Consider the following 19,483-nt stretch of genomic DNA (forward strand, 5'->3'; position numbering starts at 1 on the left):
TAATGGGCAGAGAACAGCGATGACAATAGCGAGAACAACAGCAACGACTACCACTCACATTGGCCACACCCCTGCTGATATGACCCAATGGACAGGGCGCGCCGAGCCATTTGAGACGGTACGCGCCCGCTATTGGTATCAGCTTGCTCAGCCTTATGAGAGTCAAAATATTGGGCTAATTGGCTTTGCATGTGATCAAGGGGTCAGACGTAATCAAGGCCGCGTGGGTGCTAGAGCAGCCCCGCCATTAATTCGTCGAGCATTTGCTACGCTGCCAGTCATCGCTGAATTGCAACAGCGCTTTGATGGACAATTATCAACCTTATTGGGTGATGCTGGTGACATTCATTGTCACGACGATGATGACTTTGCCACGAATACTCTTGAACAAGCTCAGATTAAATATGCTGAGGAAGTGAGCGCTATCGTCAAGCAAGGCGGTTTGCCTATCGGATTGGGCGGTGATCATGCCATCGCTTACGGCAGCTTTTTAGGGTTATGGCAGGCTTTAGAAAGTCAAAACGATACAACTATCAGCACACATACAGCACCTACTATCGGAATTATTAATTTTGATGCCCACCTTGATATTCGTCAGTCTGATGTAGCGACCTCTGGGACACCGTTTCGCCAAATTGCCGAGCACCTTGATGCACATGGTCAGCCCTTTCATTATTGCTGTATTGGCGTCAGTCGCTTCTCTAACACGGCGGCGCTTTTCGATCGCGCTGAGCAATTGGGTGTGCATGTTATCAGTGATGAAGACTGTCACTATCAGCCTTGGCAGATACTTGCTGATCAGGTTATCAGCTTTATCAATCAGGTCGATGTGGTCTATCTGACCATCGATATGGACTGCTTGCCTGCCAGTGTTGTACCCGGTGTGAGTGCCCCAGCGGCTTATGGTATTGGGCTTGGTTTTGTTGAACGCATGGTAAAAACTATTATGGCTACTGGTAAAGTAAAAATGGCCGACATTGCCGAGATTAATCCCACCTTTGATATTGATGCACGTAGCTGTAAAGTTGCGGCAAGACTATTAGCGACTATTATAGAGCAGCATTTACTGGTCATCTAAGTCTTACTAACAAAAATCACTGCCTGCAAAATAATCAGGAGAACATTATGGATGATTCCAATAATACGACAGAGATCACGCTCGACGATGCTAGCATGGCATCATTTGATCATATTTTTATCAATGCCAATCTTGCGACTTTTTCAGCGCAGTATAGTTTTGGCATGTATACAGATGAACATGCAAATAGCATCCCATATGGTCAATTAAACAATGCTGCTATCGGTATTAAAAATGGCAGCATTGCTTGGATTGGTGAGCACAATCAAATCACTGCTCATCTGACTCACTATCAAGACCACCAAATCACAGACGTAGATGGTAAATGGATAACTCCTGGACTTATCGACTGTCACACTCACATCGTTTATGGTGGCAATCGCAGTAACGAGTTCGAGGCACGTTTGCAAGGTGCTAGTTATCAAGACATTGCGGCACAAGGCGGCGGCATTGTCTCAACTGTCACTGCCACCCGCGCTGCCGATATTGAATCGCTATTTGCACAAAGTGAAAAACGCTTAATCGCACTCATGAAAGAGGGTGTCACCAGTATCGAAATCAAATCGGGCTACGGTTTAGATTTAGACACCGAACGTAAAATGCTCACGGTTGCCCGCCAACTTGGTGACAAGCACAATATCCATGTGAGCACCACGTATCTAGCGGCGCACGCCCTACCACCTGAATACAAGTCTCACGTGCAGGACCGCACAGACGAATACATCGAGCAAGTCTGCGAGTGGCTACCCATCTTGCATTCAGAAGGCTTAGTCGATGCGGTCGATGGCTTTTGTGAAAATATTGCCTTTAGTAGCGATCAAATCAGACGCGTTTTTGAGGTGGCACGCTCATTAAACCTACCAGTCAAACTACATTCTGAGCAATTATCTGACATAGGTGGCAGCGCCTTGGTTGCTGAATATAAGGGTTTATCAAGCGACCATTTAGAGCATGTATCAGAATACGACATTAAAAAAATGGCAGCAAGCAATACCGTTGCAGTTCTATTGCCCGGTGCATTTTATACGCTACGTGACACTAAGTTGCCACCCATTGAGGCATTACGCAGGCACCAAGTACCTATGGCTATTTCAACTGACTGCAATCCTGGCACCTCACCGCTTACCTCATTATTGCTTGCGATGAACATGGGCTGTACGCTATTTTACTTAACGACTGAAGAGGTACTGGCAGGCTCAACCGTTTATGCAGCACAAGCGCTGGGGCTATCTAATAAAGGTAAAATAGAAGTTGGCTGTGATGCAGATTTAGTCCTATGGGATATCGCCCGCCCTGCGGATTTGGCTTATCAGATGGGACTAAACCCTATTAACGGCATTATGGTTCAAGGCAAGTGGCGTGAGACAGTATAGCGAATTTATCTAACTACTCACATTAAAAAAGCCCCAGTCATTGAATGATTGGGGCTTTTTTAATAATAAATGCACAGCTTTGCTATCCCATTTTCAAAAAAACTGAGTAGCGAGAAAAACGACTATTAGCGATACCTATCATATCTATCTATCTATCTGTCTAACTTACTTAGCTATTTCTTAAACTTATTGTTAAATACACTGCCAGTATTGGCATCAACATTTAGCCAAATGATACTATTACCTTTGAGGATATCAGCTTCATAATAGGACGCATGATCACTATAATCTCGGTCGTTTTTAAACTCAATCTCGATAACACGCCCGCCCGATTGTTTTTCAGCAATTTTCATTGCCTGTTTAACATCAATCTTCGCTTGTTTAAGTGCCTTATAATCTACCAGATCATCACTGTCTAATCGTTCCACATCCGTACTAATCACTCTACCATTCATGGCGTCAATTTTGATTTCATAGTTTCGGCTACTGGTTACAAATTCCATCTCATACACACCGCCTTGCGCTTTATCATCATCGTGATCAAAGCTGGCACTCATCAATAGACCAGATGACTTTTTCGCCGCAATATTTATTGCTTGTTGTAAGCTTATTCTACTGGCTTTGGCGGCTTGCACCTCACTTGCTAGCGGTTGCTGCGTAGATGCATAGATTGTCGTAGTTAACATAGCCGCACCCACTACTACTGCAGCATGAGTACCCAAAGTCGTTAGCGAAAATGGCTTGAAAATCTTGCTCATAACGGTCTCCACAAAATTAATCTTATTGAGTGTTCTAAAATTATTATCTTTTAAAAAACACACATTATCAATAGGTCAATCGTATCACTTCATAAAAACCACTTTGACTATTCACGGTAGAGTTAATCCATAAAAAACGCGCCTATCGTTAAAACAGACGCGTTATTCGTTAATAGGTGGCTATGATAAAAGTGCTTAGTTTAAAATACCGTAAGCAACCAATGCATCAGCAACTCGTTTAAAGCCAACGATATTTGCACCAGCCATATAGTTGATATAGCCATTATCCGTTTGACCATACTGTTCTGAGGCATCAGCTGCGCAGTCATGGATATTTCTCATGATATTTTTGAGGCGCAAGTCGATTTGCTCAAAGCTCTTATACTGACGGACTGAGTTTTGTGACATCTCAAGCGCAGAGACTGCTACACCGCCCGCGTTGGCGGCTTTACCTGGGGCATAATGCACCCGGTGCAAACGAATATAGTCGATGGCTTCAGCAGTCAATGGCATGTTGGCACCTTCGACAACGTATGTGATGCCATTTTCAACCATGAGCTTGGCATCTTCTTCATTGACTTCGTTTTGCGTCGCTGATGGAATCGCGATGTCACCTTTGAATTGCCACGGCTTTTGCTTCGCAAACCACTCTCCACCATAAACATCGACGTACTCAGCCAACGGTTTGCTTTTTGCTTTTTGCGCCTTGAGCCAATCAATTTTTTCTTGATTTAGACCCGCTTCATCATACAAAGTCCCTTGTGAGTCTGACACAGTAACGACGATGCCACCCAGCATATGGGCTTTTTCAGCAGCATGTAATGAGACGTTACCAGCACCTGAAACCAATACTCTCTTACCTTTGATATCGTCATTTTGCGCCGTAAGCATGTTTTCTAAGAAATACACCGCGCCATAACCTGTCGCCTCAGTACGCATCAAGCTCCCACCGAAGCCAACGCCTTTACCGGTCAAAACGCCGCCGTATTCATGCGTTAAATTCTTATACATAGCAAACATATAGCTGACTTCACGCCCACCCACGCCAATGTCACCAGCGGGCACATCGATGTCTTTATTCACATAGTGATGTAGCTCACGCATAAAGGCATAGCAAAAACGGCGGATTTCACTGTCTGTTTTGCCTTTGGGATCAAAATCAGAGCCACCTTTACCGCCGCCCATTGGCAATCCAGTCAAAGCGTTTTTGAAAATTTGCTCAAAGCCTAAAAACTTCAACACAGATTGGTTGACAGTCGGATGAAATCTCACGCCACCTTTATAAGGACCTAAGGCATTGCTGAACTGGACACGCCAGCCGCGGTTAACCTGAACTTCACCTTGGTCATTTTCCCAGTTAATACGAAAAGCAATAACGCGGTCAGGCTCAACGAGGCGCTCAAATATTTTAAAAGTATCATATTCTGGGTGGGCGTCGTATAACGGCGCAATCGTAATTGCAACTTCTTTTACCGCTTGAACGAATTCAGGTTGATGTGCATAACGCGCTTCGACTTTTTCGATGGCCTGACTGATACTCATATCTTTTCCTTAGGGTAAAAATGGTGAACGTGCTTACTTACACCGATGTCACGTCGTATGACAACAAACGAGAGGATTGTAGACACTGGTGTAAAACTGAAATTGCCCCGACACGCTGGCTTGTGTAGAGACAAATGGGATTAAAAAAGCTGACTGAATTTATGCCTAGACGCCACATTCAGAGACAAGAACATTTTTTATCTCATAATATATATCATTTTTGAGGCGTATAAGTCTAGTAAATATCACCATCATGAAAAGTTATAAGCGATTTTTATTGGTACAGTCTAGAGTACGCCTTTGCATAGCACCTTGAGATGCCGACTGATGAGCTTACAGATCTCATTGATTGTGCTAAAAATAGTCCTGTATTACTAAAAAATTTTCGTTTTTCTAATCGGTCAATAAATCAAATATTAATGGAAATTTGTGTATTGATAACCGTTAAGTAAAGACGAAAGGTCAATAATCAACACCAAACGGTATAAAAAACCCAAAAACTTGGCTTTTTGCTCGAGCTGATGTATATCAATATTAACAGCAAGGGTTTATAATAGCCGACTTAGTCAACATTTATTCTCCACCATTACTCACTGTTATTTTATCAATTTAATAACCCGTCATAGAGAAAGCGATATGCGTACAGATTCATTCCAGCAAATCTTGGAAGACCTAAACAGCTCATCAGCCGATGTTGAAGCATCTGCCCTTATTTCTAACGATGGTCTGATGATTGCCTCAGCACTACCAACGGGCGTTGATGAAGACCGTGTTGGCGCTATGTCAGCGGCTTTATTGTCATTGGGTGACCGCGCAGGTCGTGAGTTGGCACGTGGTAGTATCGATCGTATTATGATTCAAGGTGAAAAAGGCTACGTGATTATGACCTCATCTGGAGATGAAGCGGTACTTACTATCATGGCAAAACCAAATGCAAAACTTGGTTTGATATTCTTAGATATCAAGCGTGCCTCAGAAGCCCTTGCAAAACTTATCTAATTGATAAATTTGGATTTTTGTCGATAACACATTTTTTATTATTTAACGTCATATAGCACATAGCGCGACTGATAAATATGACTTTAAATCAAAATGAAGTGACTGTCTCATAAAAAATATTTAAGATGGCACACATTATTTGTATGGAATAATGGCCTGATAAATATTGGGACGACGACTGAGTTGAAAGGCAACCTGATGTTATCGACAACTACCACACCAGATTGGCTTTTTAATCATTATAAATATAACGATAAATAAAGGAGATTACGATGGGTTCTCCAATCCCTGATGCACATAAGCCTGATATGCCCGCTGAGCAGATTACTCTGACTTATTATGATGGTACATCACGGACTGTCTATGATACTGGTATTGAACGCCCTTATCCTGATGGCAAGCTGATTGTATCTCGCACCGATTTGGATGGTGTGCTGACTCACGTCAACGATGCTTTTGTCGAAATCAGTGGCTACAGCGTTGATGAGCTTATTGGTCAGCCACAATCTATTTTGCGCCATCCTGATATGCCAAAAGCCGCTTATAAAGATTTATGGGATACTGCAGCGGCTGGGCAAAAATGGCATGGCTACGTTAAGAATTTATGCAAAGATGGTAGTCACTATTGGGTCTATGCGACCGTTGTGCCAAACATTCGTCGCGGCGAAACAGTGGGTTATACCTCGGTACGCCGTAAGCCATCGCGTAGCAAAATCGAAGCTGCTATGGCTCAGTATGCCCAAATGAATCAAAATGAGGAAGGCTAAATCATGACGACACACAATATGTTAATCGCCCCTGATTTTTCTCCTGAGCGTTTTGCAGGCTGGCACATGCTTAATATTTTGATTCAAAAACGTGCCAACCTAAATATGCATCTGAACATACCTACCTCACATGCTGAACAAGAGAAAATCATTGAGGCAGGTGACATTCAAGTTATCTATGCCAACCCATTTGATGCAGCTACTTTGATCCGTGAACAAGGCTATCGCGCTGTTGCACGCCCTATCGGCAAATCGGATGAGATGGTCATTGCTGCTGCGGCAAACAGTGATATCAAGCGCTTAGAAGACATTAAAGCGGGTGCGACCGTAGCAATGGCAGACAACCGTGATGTTAAGCTGATTGGCTTACGCTTGCTAGAAGCTGTGGATATAGAAGAGTCTGATCTTAACTGGGATATCACTGAGACTTATCAGGCAGCTGCCCGTAAAGTCATCAAAGGTGATGCTCAAGCGGCTTTCTTCTTGGCAGAGATTTTTCATAGCTTTTCACGCTTGACCAAAACTCAGCTGTCAGTGCTAATCGAAAGTGATTTGGCAGATATTAGCCATGTATTACTGATTAAAGATGGCTTTCCTGATACAGAAATATTCATGAATGCGATCCTGAACTTGCATAATGATGACGATGGTAAAGAAGCATTGGCTGAACTTGGCATGCCTCAAGGTTTTGAAGCCATGGACGAAGAAGATGCTGAATTTATGATAGATTTGATGCAAACTTTACTTGATTAATTATTACTTATTAATTGGCACGTTGCACCGTTTCGCTTAGTGAAGTCATAGCCTATTGTCACTCAATAGTGGCTATATCATTTTGACCATACGATATTAGCCATAAGCTGTTAGCCATAAGCTGTTAGCCATATAATAGACACTATGACTTAAAGGACACTATTATGTCTGATTTAGACCTTATCAAAGAAAATGAGATGGAGGCGCGCCGAGTATTTCGTTTATATTCGCGTAAAGTGTTTTTGGCACCCAATAACCGTCATTTTCATGAACAACGTATCAATGCCGCATTACTTTTGACCGAAAAAGAGCCGCTGCAAGGTGCCGTCGCAGACTTCTTTTATGGCTGTTGGTATGACATTCCTTACGATGTAAATAACCTGTTTACGCGTATTAAAGATCGCTTGTACCCTCATGTCCAGCAAGGGTTTCGCGACTGTATTAGTAAGAAGCGATATATTCAACGCAATAGTATGCTGGCGACTCGCTGGAGTGTCCTGATATCGCCGTCTCTCAATGAGCAAAAACAGCGATTGCTTATCAGTAGCGATGACGCCAAAGAAATATCCAAAGACATCACCGCTGAGCTCATGCAGGCGCGTGAAGATAAGGATTGGGGCACGATTGAGCAGATCGAAAACGAATTCTTTGCTCACTGTATTGCTCGCAATGATCGACTTGCCTTCTCGTTAGTATGGTTTCGCTTGGGTAAAAGCGACTGGCAGTTCGATGAGCGCTGGAACAACTGTCAACAGCATCTTGATCAGACCATCAAGACCTAATTTATCGCCGATTTAACCCTTTCATCACAATGGTAGCCGCTATGTCCTCTTACTTAAATGCTGATAAAACGTATCTAACCCTCACTCCAGCCGGTATTTTTGAGGCATTTTCACAAAGTGAGCCCACTGATGAACAGCTGTCATTACAAGACTTAATGTCCTATGGGCAGACATTGCTCGCCGCTGATTGGCTTGAACGTTATTCTGACGAATGGCTACAGAGCTTTATAGAACATGGCTGGATTGAAAAGCTATCTTTGTTTTTACCCGCACCCAATCTGCCGTTAGACCAGTTTTTACCGTATGTGGTTGCCAGCTTATCTGGTAAACGCCGTGCCGCTATTGGCTCTGATGAAGGGTTTTGCCTAGCACGAATCGGTTACAGCCAAGAAGAAGCGGACATGCTAAGTGTTGCAGCTGCTGACTTTTCAGGTTTTATGATTCGCCAAAAACAACGCGGCTGGGCGGTTGAAAGCCAAGCCATCTCGTTTTTTCAACAAGTTGACTTATTGATTCCTGAGACCAGCTTTGTGTTCTTATGGATTGACGGTTCAGGTTACGCCCTCATCATCGATGGCGAGCCTTTAACTAATAGCCGCGCCTTTGTTGAGATGGTATGGGCATTGAAAACGTCGGGCTTAAGATTTCTTAGCTAATTCAACCAAACCACTTGATATACCATTAAATATCAATATGACACGCTGCTGACCAGTGCGCTTATATCAAACTAAGCGCACTTCTTTCAATCTCTCACATCTGCTTTACTTTCAATATCTTTTTTTCTTTCATCTTCTGCTGTAGCCGATTTAATACGATTTGTATACAAGGATAAGGTATTACAAATTGCACTTAGGCTTTACGCATGGTTAAGATGTCATATTCAAATAAATTATGAAATAAAAAAAAGACGCTGTAAATAGCGTCTTTTTTGTTTATTGCTATAGTCAAGGAATTTTAGAATCGCTACAAGGCGACCGACCGCAGATAGTACACTGAGTACATCTAGAGCGGGTAACACCGTAGCGGTTTAAAAATGCTCTGACTATATAGCTAAACTTATATATTGCGCACCACAATTGATTGTATACGTGAATACATAATTAATGATATGCCGTTAGATATCAACTCGACGGCTAACAGTATGCCAAGAATATACGTCGCTGACTGCGGATAACTGGTAAATATCATGATAGCCAATATAATCGAGAGCAGACCTGAGAGTAATATTGGGACAAAAGCCACTGTCCGACGTAGACCGAAAGCAACAACAACTCTGACTATACCTGTTGCCATAAATAAAATAGCAATTACCATGGTCAAGGTTAATATGCCTTGCAACGGATCTTGTAATAATTCAATACCAATCAATACACCAAGTACACCGCCGATGGCAGCCAGCACTTTTCCAGTAGTACTATGTGCTCGGAACAAGGCAATAAACTGTAAAACACCCACTAAAAGGAAGATAAAACCTGCTAACTGCTCAGCGGCCAAAGTGGCGCTAAGAGGATTAAAAAATGCAAAGATACCGCCAAGAATACTAATGATGCCAATGACTAACCATAATGTACGATTCATAAGACGACCTTATTTTACATTTAATAGAAAATAAATTATATCGCAAACCTTACCTTATGTTGTATAACGGTAGTAATATCTTCGAGTAGTCCTGTTAATATCAGAGTGTGGGCATTGATTTGTGGTCACAAGCCTGCTAACTGATTGTTCCACTGTTGCCGCGTCATGTTATAAAGTACATGCTCAGCCAGCCGATGGTTAGGGTCAAGGGCTGGATGATAGAAGTTGGAGCGGGTATTCATCATGCCAAGGCGCTCCATAACCAATTGCGAGCGCTTATTGATAACCGCTGTGAATGACACAACCTCATCGAGCGACAGCTCAGTAAAAGCGAAATTCAGCGCCGCACGTGCCGCCTCGGTAGCATAACCCTGTCCCCAATAATCTTTATGTAGTCGCCATGCAATCTCGACAGCAGGGGCAAAAGACATATCTGCGTGAGTATCATTCAAGCCAACAAAACCGATAAAATCATCATATGTTTTGGTGCTATTTTTTAAACATACTGCCCAAAGTCCCCAGCCTTGATTAGCGATAAGCTGCTGGCATTTACTAGCGATGATGTCACTTACTTTAGGCGTTAATAACTTGGGGAAATACTTCATTACCTTAGGATCAGCATTTATTTCAGCAAAAACAGCAAAGTCACTTGCTTGCCATTGCCTAAGGTAAAGACGTTCTGTTTCTATCACATTTATCATTTTTATCACTTATGGATTGACACTGTTGATACTATTTATCCAGCCAGCCTTGTTGCTTGGCATGAGCAAGTTGCTCAGGAGTATCGATATCATAGCTCAGTTGATTACTAACAACGGTACTTATCTGACTGGGCGGCAAACCTCTAATTAAATAACGCAGCCCTTTATCGCCTACCAGCAATGCTTGCCACTCTCTGAGTAAATCAGAATCAATCGTTAAAGGTAGTCCGATAATATTTTGCTTTAATGCAGTGGCAGCAGACGTTTCATTTAAATTCATATTATTTGAATGCTGCCAGCTACCATAAGTACTTGCCACTACAGACCGCTTATCTGCCAGCAGTTTTGCCAAATGCTGCTCATCGAGTAAAACTTGATCAACACCCATAATGACGACGCGCTCGATTAATGAGCTTGTTAACTGCGTGACCGCCTCAATAGCCAAATTCAAACTATACGCCATACCTATTTCAGGCGTGGGATTTACGACCATTTGAATCATAGAGTACTGAAAAGCCAATTCATTCATCGCACTGGCTATTGATGGTTGATTATCAGGAATGACTATAATAATTGCTTGCGGTTTTGTAGAAAGTGCGAGTTTGGTCATGAAGCAAATTAAGGGTTCGCCATCTTTACACAGTAACTGTTTTGCTTGACCTAAACGCAGGCTCAGTCCACTGGCCAAAATAATGACCACATGGTTTGGTGGCTTTGATAGATTTATTGGCTTTAGTTGCGTAGATGCTAAAATAGATGCGTCGCGGCTCATGATAAATTTATCGCGGCACGAGCACTTGTCGCAGTCGTCTCTATAGAATCAATATGCGTAGAAAACAGCGTTGTAAAGTTAGTATTTGAAAGATGAGTGTCTGAGTTTTCTGCTGATAGGTTTTGATTGTGCACGACCGCATTGACTTGTGCCATGATACCCAGTGCTAAGGCTTCAGGTCCATCTCCGCCCAGCTTATAACCAATCGGATAATGCAGTTTTTTGATACCTAGGTTTAAACTGGCAGGATTTGTAAGCTTTGTACTAATTTCTTCGATTAAGCGCTCGGTACGGTAGCGTGGTCCTAGTTGTCCAAGATATTTATAGTGATTAGCATGCTCTAATAATACGCCAAGGCGAGCACGGTCTTGGCTGAGACTATGCGACATCAAAGCAACGGCGGTATTTTTACTTAGTTTTAGTAAAGTGTCACTATCATCTAACGCCAGTACCATCACTCTATCTGCCTGAGGAAAACGCCGCTGCGTGGCATATTGCACTCGACTGTCTACCACTGTCACATGCCAATCTTGTAGCTTTGCCATCGTAACTAGCGGCATCACATCATTGCCAGCACCACAAATCAGCAAACGTATCTGTGGTTCCAGTCTTTGTACAAACCACTCTGTGGTACCGTCTTCGCCATCCACTTTAATATATTTAGCACTATTATCAAATATTTGATATTTCGCTAATACGTCAACAGCATGGATAACTGTGCTTGAAGCATTAGATACCACTTTACCTGAATTATTAGCGTCGATAGCGGTGAGTTTTCCTAACTTGATATAATTGTCTAGGTTAAGACGCAAACCAATTTGAAGTTCAGAGTTTGGATTATTTTGGTTATTAAAATGGATTGTAGAGCGAATTAAAGTTGCTACCGTTACTGGCTGCTGAGACTGACGAACCTGACTGATGACATTTAACAAAGGCATTGCCGTTGCCAACCGTTCAAACAACACGTGTACGCGCCCATTACAGCCTAATCCAAAATTCAATTCGTCCGAGTCAATATCTTGTTCATCGTATTTATTATCTATGCCTTTAATATCACTACCTCTATCAAAGTCAAAATCATCTTCTGATATGCTCGCTGGCACATTACCATTTTCAGCATATTCGATGTCGTCACCCGTTTGGTAAACTTGCACGTTTGCACCATCACGCGTGAGCCAGAAAGCACGTTTGATAATATGTGGCTCCAAGCAGCCGCCGCTAATCATCCCGACCGAACGACCATCTTCACAGATGAGCATCATCGCGCCTGCGAGGCGATAGGCTGACCCTTCGGTACGCACGACGGTTGCTAGTACAGCGTCAACCTGTTGTTGCTGAGCCTCGCGTGCCAGCTTAAGAATATCAGCAATTTGATTCATAACGCCTCTTATATACTCTCTATCATTGATGTCTATATACGGTCTATATCCATCATAGCCCACTTATAAAACCCGCTAACGACTACAATTAGCGGGTTTATATTGTCCATCTATTTGACTAAAAACCTATTCTGGTAGCTCATAAAGTAATTTGTCGAGGGTAATAGGAAAGTCATAAACTCGTACACCCACGGCGTTGTAAACGGCATTAGCAATAGCAGCGGCAGCACCTGCAATCGCCGTTTCCCCAATACCTTTTATATGCATTGGATTGGTGTACGGATCGTCCTCTTCTACCAAGATAACATCAAGCTGAGGAACATCCGCATTGACTGGGACATGGTATTCTGCAAGATTATGATTACATAGCCGACCGTCACGCTTATCGTGAATCACCTGCTCCATCAATGCCGAACCAATACCAAATACCATGCCGCCATAGCACTGTGAGGTCGCAGTTTTGTGATTGAGGATACGCCCTGCTGCAAAGGCACCAATCATACGTTTAACGCGTATTTCACCAGTCACTCGGTGTACAGCGACCTCGGCAAAGTTAGCACCAAATGACGCTTGGCGATGACTTTTTGCATTTTTACCCGGTGCAATTTGACCTTTTGCACTGACTTTTTGGTCATCATATTGAGCGACAATACCGGCTAATGAATGAGTCTGGAAATTACTAAAGTCATATTCTTTCGATTCAGTTAGTGAGATTCCCGTTATTTCAGCTAATTTATCTTTTAAATCAGCCACTTTATCTACGATGTTATCGCCCAAACCTGCTACTTTTTCTTTTCCTGCTTCTATAACGGTTTCTACCACTGTTTCTACCAAATTAGCATCATGCTCACCTATCTGCTTAATTTGACCGTTATCCAGCTGAATGGTGTCAGGGTATAGACCGACTTTTTCTGCGATCATCTCACGTAGCTGCTGACAAGCAAGATAAATACTACTGCCTGAACTGGCAGCGCCCATACTGCCCCCTGAGCCTACCGCAGGTGGCAAACTGGTATCACCAAGCTTCATTTCAATATGATCTATTGGTAGCCCTAATAAATCTGCAGCAACCTGAGTAAATACGGTATAAGAACCTGTACCGATATCGGTCATGTCTGTCTCGATTACCGCCTTCACGCCCAGTGCTTTTGAGTTATCTATTTGCAGGGTCGCCCGTGCTTCTGATGGCGCTAAGCTGTTGCCGCGAGCTGCCGCTGCCATACCCATACCCACCCACCAATCACCTTCTAAGCGAGTGGCAGGCTTAGCATTGCGTTGATTCCAGCCAAACTGTTCAGCCGCTTGATCGATACAAGCGATAAGCTTACGCGTTGAAAACGGAATGTCTTTACTAGGATCTTGCTCAGGCTCATTGCGACGGCGCAGCTCGACAGGGTCTAGGTTGAGTTGCTCTGCCAATTCATCCATCGCACACTCAAGGGCAATCTGTCCGACTGCTTCGCCAGGGGCACGCATCGAGCCTGACAATACTTGGTTCATGTCTACTTGTTGGTAATTGACTCGGCGATTGTCGCCGCGATACAGATAATGCGTAGAGAGCGCTGCTGGCTCAAAAAAGGCTTCTCCTGGCAAATTACTAGAGACCGTCTCATGAATCATGGTGTCAATAATACCGTCTTCACTACAGCCAATTGCGATGCGTTGACGCGTGTTTGAGCGTCTAATCGTCGCCTCCATCACTTGCGGGCGCGTCATGGTAATTAACACGGGACGACCCAAGTCCTTTGCGGCGAGTGCGGCGGCTATCGATTCTGGAGAAATCCCAAGCTTGCTACCAAAACCGCCACCGACATAACGAGCGATTAATTGCACATTATCTGCATCCAAATCCAATGCATCCACGATTTGCTTTTTGCACGAGGACAGCATTTGATTAGACGAATACATAATCAGCTTCTCACCTTCCCAGTGAGCAAGCGTTGCATGAGGCTCCATCGCTGCGCTGTTTTGACTTGGCGTATGATAAAAGCGGTCAAGGGTTACCGCAGCATTTGCGAGGCTTTGTTCTGGATTACCCTTTTCTGAATTTTTATCCGAACCTTTTTTTTCATTAACGTCATGAACATTTGGTAGCTCTGCCGTAAAGTTCAATGCCGCCTGATTAGTCTCATCTTCATAAGTCACTTTGAGCGCTTTTGCACCTTCGGTCGCCGCCTCAAACGTCTCAGCAATGACAACCGCGATCGGCTGACCATGATAAAAAATTTCACTAACGCCTTGCTTAGGTGATTTGGTTGCACCGCCTTGTTGGGCATTGCGTAAAAAGTGCTCAGGATCGGTCACCACTTTAATAATCTCAGGAACACCCTCTAAAGAGCTGCTATCAATTTGCTTAACGCGCCCTTTAGCAATGGTTGCACTCACCAAGACACCATAGGCTTGATTGTCTAAATAAATCTCTGCCGTATAAGGTGCTTGACCACTGACTTTTAGTGACCCTTCAACACGGTTGATTGGCTTACCCACCAATTTACTCGCTGTTTTATCAAAAAGTGATTCGACAGGCGCATTCATCATCATTTTTTTGGTCGGTTCTGCTGGTAATATTGAATCCAATAACGACATGATTATGCTCCCTTGCCCGCTAATGCGCGTTGAATAACTTGTTTAAGTAGACGACGAGTCAGCGGTATTTTGAAATCATTTTGACCACTACCTTTAGCCTCTTTTAATAATAATTCCGCTGCTTGTTTGATGACATTTTCATTGCCATCAGTACCCGTCAGCAATGCCTCAACGGCTTCGTTGCGCCATGGCTCAGTACCAATACCGCCGAATGCTAAGCGCACTGTGTCCAAACGCCCATTATCAGTCACGTCTATGATTGATGCACAAGACACTAAGGCAAAAGCATAGGACGCGCGATCACGCACTTTGTCATAAGTGTGCATGCCTTTGATGAGCGCTGGCAACACAACATGAGTGATAAGCTCACCAGACTCTAAAACGTTTTCGATATGTGGCGTATCTTTTGGTAGACAATAAAAGTCTTTAATCGCGATTTTACGCGTTGAACCATCCCTTTTTAACGTCTCAATAGTGGCATCTAATAAGCGCATCGCGACGGCCATATCAGATGGATGCTGGGCAATACAGGACTCGCTAGTACCTAAAATTGCCAAGGTACGATTTTCACCATTTATCGCTAGGCAACCAGAACCTGGGTTGCGTTTATTGCAGGCGCTGTCTGTCTGATAAAAATAATAACAACGAGTACGTTGCAATAGATTACCGCCCGTCGTCGCTCTATTACGCAACTGTCCCGTCGCACCTGCCAAAATCGCCCGTGATAGCACTGGGTAATTGGCAATAACCTCAGGATGCGCGGCCAAGTCGCTATTGGTCACTAGCGTACCGATGCGTAGGCCACCATCTGTAGTCTTCTCAATTTGAGCTAATGCTAAGCGAGTGATATCCACCAGCTTAATTGGCGTTTCAATCTCTAACTTCATCAAATCTAAAAGGTTGGTACCCCCTGCGATAAATGAGGCGTCTTTTACACTAGCAGATTGGGCTGCCTGCTTTGGCGCGGTAGCACGGCTATACTCGAAACGTTTCATGAGCGATCTCCTAACCTGCTAGTTGCCGCCTTATTCTTCATAGATTGACTACCTAGCTGCGCTTCACTAGGTGGTGGCGACCAAATACCCGTCACCTCTGATTTTTGTACTGCGTCAGTTTTAGATGAATCATTCATTTCATTTTCTAGTACTTGTGAGATGGCTTTAATAATATTGGGATAAGCAGAACAGCGGCAAATATTGCCACTCATACGCTCAGCGATTTCTTGAAGCAGCAATCCATCAGGATTTTGCAAATCTGTAGTGACATGACTGGGCCAGTTTTGTTTAATCTCATCGATCAGCGCTGTTGCTGAACAAATTTGCCCAGGGGTACAGTAACCACATTGAAACGCATCATTATCTTTAAAGGCTTGTTGTAGCTCCGATAATGATTCGGGCATGCCAATACCTTCAATCGTGGTAATGTCATCACCATCGTGCATAACTGCCAAGGTCAAACAGGCATTGACCCGACGCCCATTGATAAGTATGGTACAAGCGCCGCATTGACCATGATCACAGCCTTTTTTAGGCCCCGTAATTTTAAGGTGCTGACGACAGACATCGAGTAAGGTCGTGCGTGAATCAAGATTGTCGAGCTGATAATCTTGCTTATTAATGGTTAAGTTCAAGGTAGACATGCTGGCTTCTCGCTGGCAGATAATCATAAAAAATAGGGTTAAACGCTCCTTAAAAGTCGCGCCAATCGATTTATTATGACTTATTAGAAATGTCGATTTGTTTTCACTTTGTAGTTATTACAGTGTAGTTTTTAATCTATGAAAACTTTACTTCTCACTATTCTATCTCGCTTATTCACCATCAATTTTATAAATGAAACTCAAAAACTCATTTTATTAGCAAAAAAATAGCGCTATAAACATGCCGTTTATAACGCTATTTGAGTTCAATATAGTCAGTTAAAAATACCAGTCGAGCATTACGCTTTAGTAATTATGCTCGCTTCACTCAATCGAGATTTTGGCAAATCGGCATTAAAATCATCTTCACTACGATAACCCAGTGAGATAACGGCAACAGCTGTGTAGCCTTTGCTACGTAGCTCAAACTCTTCATCGAGTGCCTTTAGATCAGCGCCTTCCATAGGTACGGCATCAATGCCTAAAGTAGCAGCACCCAGTAATAATGCGCCCATATTTAGGTACACTTGCTCGACCAGCCAATGTGGCTCGTCTTTTTGCTCATAACGGCGAATGTCCAAAAACATTTTGCGCACTTGATGCATTTGCTCTTTGAATTTTGGTTCTGCGAAGCGGCCATCCACCTCTTCTTTATCCAATACCTCATGCAAAAATTCATCATCAGCATAGATACGACTACAGAAAATGATAACGTGAGAGGCATCTTTCACCTTTGCTGTGTTGAAATCAAACATCCCTTGCGTACCTTTTGCGATACGTGCCTTGCCAGCCTCATCATCAGCGATCACAAAATGCCAAGGTTGGATATTGGTGCTTGATGGGCTAAGTCGTAGGATATCCTTTAAACTTTGAAAGTCTGCTGCTGATATTTTTTTATTGGCATCAAACTCTTTGGTGCTGTAACGCCAGTTCATGGCTTCAGTGATATTTTTCATTTATGACTCCAAGATTTTTAGTACCGCCACTTTAAGCAAAAACCCGTTTGATGACCGTTACAGATTGGTTAAGTAGTCACTTATTTTGTTATTAAGTTGCTGATAATTCAGTGCATCGCTGAGTTATTTGAGCCGCCATTTGAACAGTTATTTAAGCAGATACTTATTAGACGGACACTCATTAAACAGTAACTTAGACAATATTGTAATTGTTCCCTCATTCTCTTAGCATTAGTTAATTAGCATTAGTTAATTAGCATTAGTTAATTAGCATTGATAATGAACATTGATTTATAAGGCGGTCGACCACAGACAGCTTATATAAAAAATGAATACTGAATTAGGCAGATAGATATGGAACATTCAAAGCAGTTATCCTCAGAGCAGCCACTACGCATAGATATCGTCTCAGACGTTGTTTGTCCTTGGTGCGTCATTGGTTACCGCCAGCTGACAGAAGCTCTCAAGCAAACCAACACCGAACACGAGATTCACTGGCATCCGTTTGAGCTTAATCCAAATATGCCAAGCGCAGGACAAAATATGCGTGAACATATTATGGAGAAATATGGTTCGAGTAAGCAAGAATCTGATGCTAGCCGTGCTCGATTAATGGAAGCGGGTAATGAGGTTGGCTTTACGTTTAACTTTAACGATGACACGCGTATGCACAATACGTTCAACTTGCATCAATTGCTGCACTGGGCAGATCAGCAAGGTCGCATGCATGACTTAAAGCAGGCGTTATTCATCGCTCATTTTACCAATGGTCGCAATATTTCTGACAATGCCGTGCTTGCTGATATCGCAGCAGAGATTGGACTAGATCGTGATGAGGCGCTAGCCGTATTAGCAGACCAGAGGTTCGCTAAAGAGGTGCGCGCAGAAGAGCAACATTGGCAACAACAAGGCATTCAAAGCGTACCAGCGGTAATTTTTAATAAGCGTCATCTGGTTAGTGGTGCACAAGGCGTAGAAAATTTCAAAAATATCTTGCAGCAGTTGGCTAACATGCCAGACTAGTTTTCCTGACGAGGTTTTTTGGCAAGGTTTCTTTAGCTGTTCAAAAAAGGATCTATTATGTTCTCTGATAAGTCTCTCCCTATTATCGTGTTTGATGTCAATGAGACGCTACTCGACATTACCATTCTTGAGCCATTATTTTCTCGCCTATTTGGCAATAAAATACTACTAAGAGAATGGTTTGCGCAATTGGTGCTATATTCGCAAACCATGACGTTATCAGGACTTTATACGCCTTTTGGCGAGCTTGGCGTCAGTGCCTTACAGATGACCGCTGATATTCATAACGTTAGGCTGATAGATAGTGATGTCGACGAATTAAAAGAACGTATGAGCAAAATGCCTGCTCACCCTGATGTAGTTCCAGCATTAACCAAGCTGCGTGAGGCAGGGTTTCGACTGGTGACGTTGACCAACTCAGCAAATAGCGCTTCCCCGACCCCGCTTGAAAAAGCCGGCATCAGCCATTTTTTTGAACAGCACTTTAGTGTTGAGCAGGTTGCAAAGTTCAAGCCTGCGCCTGAAACCTACCAAATGGTCGCTAAGGAGCTGTCTGTTGAGTTGTCAGATTTATGCCTAGTCGCTTGTCATCTTTGGGATACGATTGGCGCGCAAGCGGCTGGCTGCCAAGGGGCGTTTCTCACGCGACCGCACAATGCTTTACTATCAGCGCCAAACCTTCCAGCGCCGGACTTTGTCGCAGCAGATCTAACCACGCTTGCCGAACAAATAATTTTTTCCACTAAAAAATAATTGCCAATGCAAAAAAAATGCCGCCCTATATAAGGACGGCGTTT

The 19,483-nt window shown here is 43.2% G+C and carries 19 protein-coding genes; 9 read left to right on the forward strand and 10 right to left on the reverse strand.

Translation table 11 applies throughout. The annotated features are described in order from the left end of the window. The first annotated feature begins 19 nt into the window (after window positions 1–19). Window positions 20–1,078: a formimidoylglutamase gene (hutG, locus tag JMX82_RS08720; RefSeq protein WP_201540233.1), complete on the forward strand. Its 1,059-nt coding sequence runs from the start codon at window positions 20–22 to the stop codon at window positions 1,076–1,078. Window positions 1,079–1,125: 47 nt separating this feature from the next. Then, the gene (gene hutI / locus JMX82_RS08725) at window positions 1,126–2,451 is read left to right on the forward strand and encodes an imidazolonepropionase (RefSeq protein WP_201540234.1); all 1,326 of its coding nucleotides are present in this window, start codon (window positions 1,126–1,128) and stop codon (window positions 2,449–2,451) included. 173 nt (window positions 2,452–2,624) lie between these two features. Here the strand turns inward: hutI and JMX82_RS08730 are convergent, their stop codons facing one another. Then, entirely contained in the window at window positions 2,625–3,209 is a 585-nt protein-coding gene (locus JMX82_RS08730; protein ID WP_201540235.1) for a PepSY domain-containing protein, read from the reverse strand. A gap of 195 nt (window positions 3,210–3,404) precedes the next feature. Continuing rightward, window positions 3,405–4,751 carry an NADP-specific glutamate dehydrogenase gene (gene gdhA, locus JMX82_RS08735; protein ID WP_055124628.1) on the reverse strand — a complete coding sequence of 449 codons (1,347 nt, stop codon included), beginning with the start codon at window positions 4,749–4,751 and terminating at the stop codon, window positions 3,405–3,407. A 636-nt stretch (window positions 4,752–5,387) separates the two neighbouring features. On the opposite strand from gdhA, the gene JMX82_RS08740 reads away from it, so the two are divergent. The 5 genes from JMX82_RS08740 (at window position 5,388) to JMX82_RS08760 (ending at window position 8,708) form a co-directional block, all read left to right on the forward strand. Beyond that, window positions 5,388–5,750, forward strand: a complete 363-nt coding sequence (locus JMX82_RS08740) for a roadblock/LC7 domain-containing protein (protein WP_010201036.1) — start codon at window positions 5,388–5,390, stop codon at window positions 5,748–5,750. Window positions 5,751–6,022: 272 nt separating this feature from the next. Continuing rightward, the gene (locus JMX82_RS08745) at window positions 6,023–6,517 is read left to right on the forward strand and encodes a PAS domain-containing protein (protein WP_055124629.1); all 495 of its coding nucleotides are present in this window, start codon (window positions 6,023–6,025) and stop codon (window positions 6,515–6,517) included. Between the two features lie 3 nt (window positions 6,518–6,520). Next, on the forward strand, window positions 6,521–7,270 hold the full coding sequence (locus tag JMX82_RS08750; protein ID WP_201540236.1) for a PhnD/SsuA/transferrin family substrate-binding protein: 750 nt from the start codon (window positions 6,521–6,523) through the stop codon (window positions 7,268–7,270). 164 nt (window positions 7,271–7,434) lie between these two features. Next, the gene (locus JMX82_RS08755; protein WP_060491697.1) at window positions 7,435–8,052 is read left to right on the forward strand and encodes a hypothetical protein; all 618 of its coding nucleotides are present in this window, start codon (window positions 7,435–7,437) and stop codon (window positions 8,050–8,052) included. A 41-nt stretch (window positions 8,053–8,093) separates the two neighbouring features. Then, a complete protein-coding gene (locus tag JMX82_RS08760; protein ID WP_201540237.1) occupies window positions 8,094–8,708 on the forward strand; it encodes a hypothetical protein in 615 nt (204 codons plus the stop codon). 400 nt (window positions 8,709–9,108) lie between these two features. Here JMX82_RS08760 and JMX82_RS08765 read toward each other — a convergent pair whose 3' ends face one another. From JMX82_RS08765 to nfsB, 8 genes are all read right to left on the reverse strand, one after another. Continuing rightward, window positions 9,109–9,630, reverse strand: a complete 522-nt coding sequence (locus JMX82_RS08765; RefSeq protein WP_087814292.1) for an HdeD family acid-resistance protein — start codon at window positions 9,628–9,630, stop codon at window positions 9,109–9,111. 125 nt (window positions 9,631–9,755) lie between these two features. Next, the gene (locus tag JMX82_RS08770) at window positions 9,756–10,331 is read right to left on the reverse strand and encodes a GNAT family N-acetyltransferase (RefSeq protein ID WP_201540238.1); all 576 of its coding nucleotides are present in this window, start codon (window positions 10,329–10,331) and stop codon (window positions 9,756–9,758) included. A gap of 31 nt (window positions 10,332–10,362) precedes the next feature. Further along, window positions 10,363–11,103 carry an NTP transferase domain-containing protein gene (locus JMX82_RS08775; protein ID WP_201540239.1) on the reverse strand — a complete coding sequence of 247 codons (741 nt, stop codon included), beginning with the start codon at window positions 11,101–11,103 and terminating at the stop codon, window positions 10,363–10,365. Then, complete coding sequence (locus tag JMX82_RS08780) at window positions 11,100–12,482, reverse strand: XdhC family protein (RefSeq protein ID WP_201540240.1); 1,383 nt, start codon at window positions 12,480–12,482, stop codon at window positions 11,100–11,102. Before JMX82_RS08780 ends, JMX82_RS08775 begins: the two co-directional genes overlap by 4 nt. A 126-nt stretch (window positions 12,483–12,608) precedes the next feature. Next, window positions 12,609–15,068: a xanthine dehydrogenase family protein molybdopterin-binding subunit gene (locus JMX82_RS08785; RefSeq protein ID WP_201540241.1), complete on the reverse strand. Its 2,460-nt coding sequence runs from the start codon at window positions 15,066–15,068 to the stop codon at window positions 12,609–12,611. 2 nt (window positions 15,069–15,070) lie between these two features. Beyond that, window positions 15,071–16,063 carry an FAD binding domain-containing protein gene (locus JMX82_RS08790; RefSeq protein ID WP_201540242.1) on the reverse strand — a complete coding sequence of 331 codons (993 nt, stop codon included), beginning with the start codon at window positions 16,061–16,063 and terminating at the stop codon, window positions 15,071–15,073. Then, on the reverse strand, window positions 16,060–16,707 hold the full coding sequence (locus tag JMX82_RS08795; RefSeq protein ID WP_201540243.1) for a 2Fe-2S iron-sulfur cluster-binding protein: 648 nt from the start codon (window positions 16,705–16,707) through the stop codon (window positions 16,060–16,062). Before JMX82_RS08795 ends, JMX82_RS08790 begins: the two co-directional genes overlap by 4 nt. A 299-nt stretch (window positions 16,708–17,006) precedes the next feature. After that, window positions 17,007–17,663, reverse strand: a complete 657-nt coding sequence (nfsB, locus tag JMX82_RS08800) for an oxygen-insensitive NAD(P)H nitroreductase (RefSeq protein ID WP_201540244.1) — start codon at window positions 17,661–17,663, stop codon at window positions 17,007–17,009. A gap of 354 nt (window positions 17,664–18,017) precedes the next feature. Here nfsB and JMX82_RS08805 point away from each other — a divergent pair, with 354 nt between their 5' ends. Both JMX82_RS08805 and JMX82_RS08810 read left to right on the forward strand, forming a co-directional pair. Further along, the gene (locus JMX82_RS08805) at window positions 18,018–18,686 is read left to right on the forward strand and encodes a DsbA family oxidoreductase (RefSeq protein WP_201540245.1); all 669 of its coding nucleotides are present in this window, start codon (window positions 18,018–18,020) and stop codon (window positions 18,684–18,686) included. Between the two features lie 57 nt (window positions 18,687–18,743). After that, on the forward strand, window positions 18,744–19,439 hold the full coding sequence (locus JMX82_RS08810) for a haloacid dehalogenase type II (protein WP_201540246.1): 696 nt from the start codon (window positions 18,744–18,746) through the stop codon (window positions 19,437–19,439). Window positions 19,440–19,483: the final 44 nt, after the last annotated feature.

It is taken from the genome of Psychrobacter sp. 1044 (assembly GCF_904846525.1).
Taxonomy (GTDB): domain Bacteria; phylum Pseudomonadota; class Gammaproteobacteria; order Pseudomonadales; family Moraxellaceae; genus Psychrobacter.

Coding starts and splice junctions, on each gene's coding strand:
- hutI (WP_201540234.1), top strand. CDS start 1,126: ATGGATGATTCCAATAATACGACAGAGATCACGCTCGACGATGCTAGC.
- JMX82_RS08760 (WP_201540237.1), top strand. CDS start 8,094: ATGTCCTCTTACTTAAATGCTGATAAAACGTATCTAACCCTCACTCCA.
- JMX82_RS08775 (WP_201540239.1), bottom strand. CDS start 11,103: ATGAGCCGCGACGCATCTATTTTAGCATCTACGCAACTAAAGCCAATA.
- JMX82_RS08810 (WP_201540246.1), top strand. CDS start 18,744: ATGTTCTCTGATAAGTCTCTCCCTATTATCGTGTTTGATGTCAATGAG.
- hutG (WP_201540233.1), top strand. CDS start 20: ATGACAATAGCGAGAACAACAGCAACGACTACCACTCACATTGGCCAC.
- JMX82_RS08785 (WP_201540241.1), bottom strand. CDS start 15,068: ATGTCGTTATTGGATTCAATATTACCAGCAGAACCGACCAAAAAAATG.
- nfsB (WP_201540244.1), bottom strand. CDS start 17,663: ATGAAAAATATCACTGAAGCCATGAACTGGCGTTACAGCACCAAAGAG.
- JMX82_RS08805 (WP_201540245.1), top strand. CDS start 18,018: ATGGAACATTCAAAGCAGTTATCCTCAGAGCAGCCACTACGCATAGAT.
- gdhA (WP_055124628.1), bottom strand. CDS start 4,751: ATGAGTATCAGTCAGGCCATCGAAAAAGTCGAAGCGCGTTATGCACAT.
- JMX82_RS08770 (WP_201540238.1), bottom strand. CDS start 10,331: ATGATAAATGTGATAGAAACAGAACGTCTTTACCTTAGGCAATGGCAA.
- JMX82_RS08750 (WP_201540236.1), top strand. CDS start 6,521: ATGACGACACACAATATGTTAATCGCCCCTGATTTTTCTCCTGAGCGT.
- JMX82_RS08740 (WP_010201036.1), top strand. CDS start 5,388: ATGCGTACAGATTCATTCCAGCAAATCTTGGAAGACCTAAACAGCTCA.
- JMX82_RS08780 (WP_201540240.1), bottom strand. CDS start 12,482: ATGAATCAAATTGCTGATATTCTTAAGCTGGCACGCGAGGCTCAGCAA.
- JMX82_RS08745 (WP_055124629.1), top strand. CDS start 6,023: ATGGGTTCTCCAATCCCTGATGCACATAAGCCTGATATGCCCGCTGAG.
- JMX82_RS08755 (WP_060491697.1), top strand. CDS start 7,435: ATGTCTGATTTAGACCTTATCAAAGAAAATGAGATGGAGGCGCGCCGA.
- JMX82_RS08795 (WP_201540243.1), bottom strand. CDS start 16,707: ATGTCTACCTTGAACTTAACCATTAATAAGCAAGATTATCAGCTCGAC.
- JMX82_RS08765 (WP_087814292.1), bottom strand. CDS start 9,630: ATGAATCGTACATTATGGTTAGTCATTGGCATCATTAGTATTCTTGGC.
- JMX82_RS08790 (WP_201540242.1), bottom strand. CDS start 16,063: ATGAAACGTTTCGAGTATAGCCGTGCTACCGCGCCAAAGCAGGCAGCC.
- JMX82_RS08730 (WP_201540235.1), bottom strand. CDS start 3,209: ATGAGCAAGATTTTCAAGCCATTTTCGCTAACGACTTTGGGTACTCAT.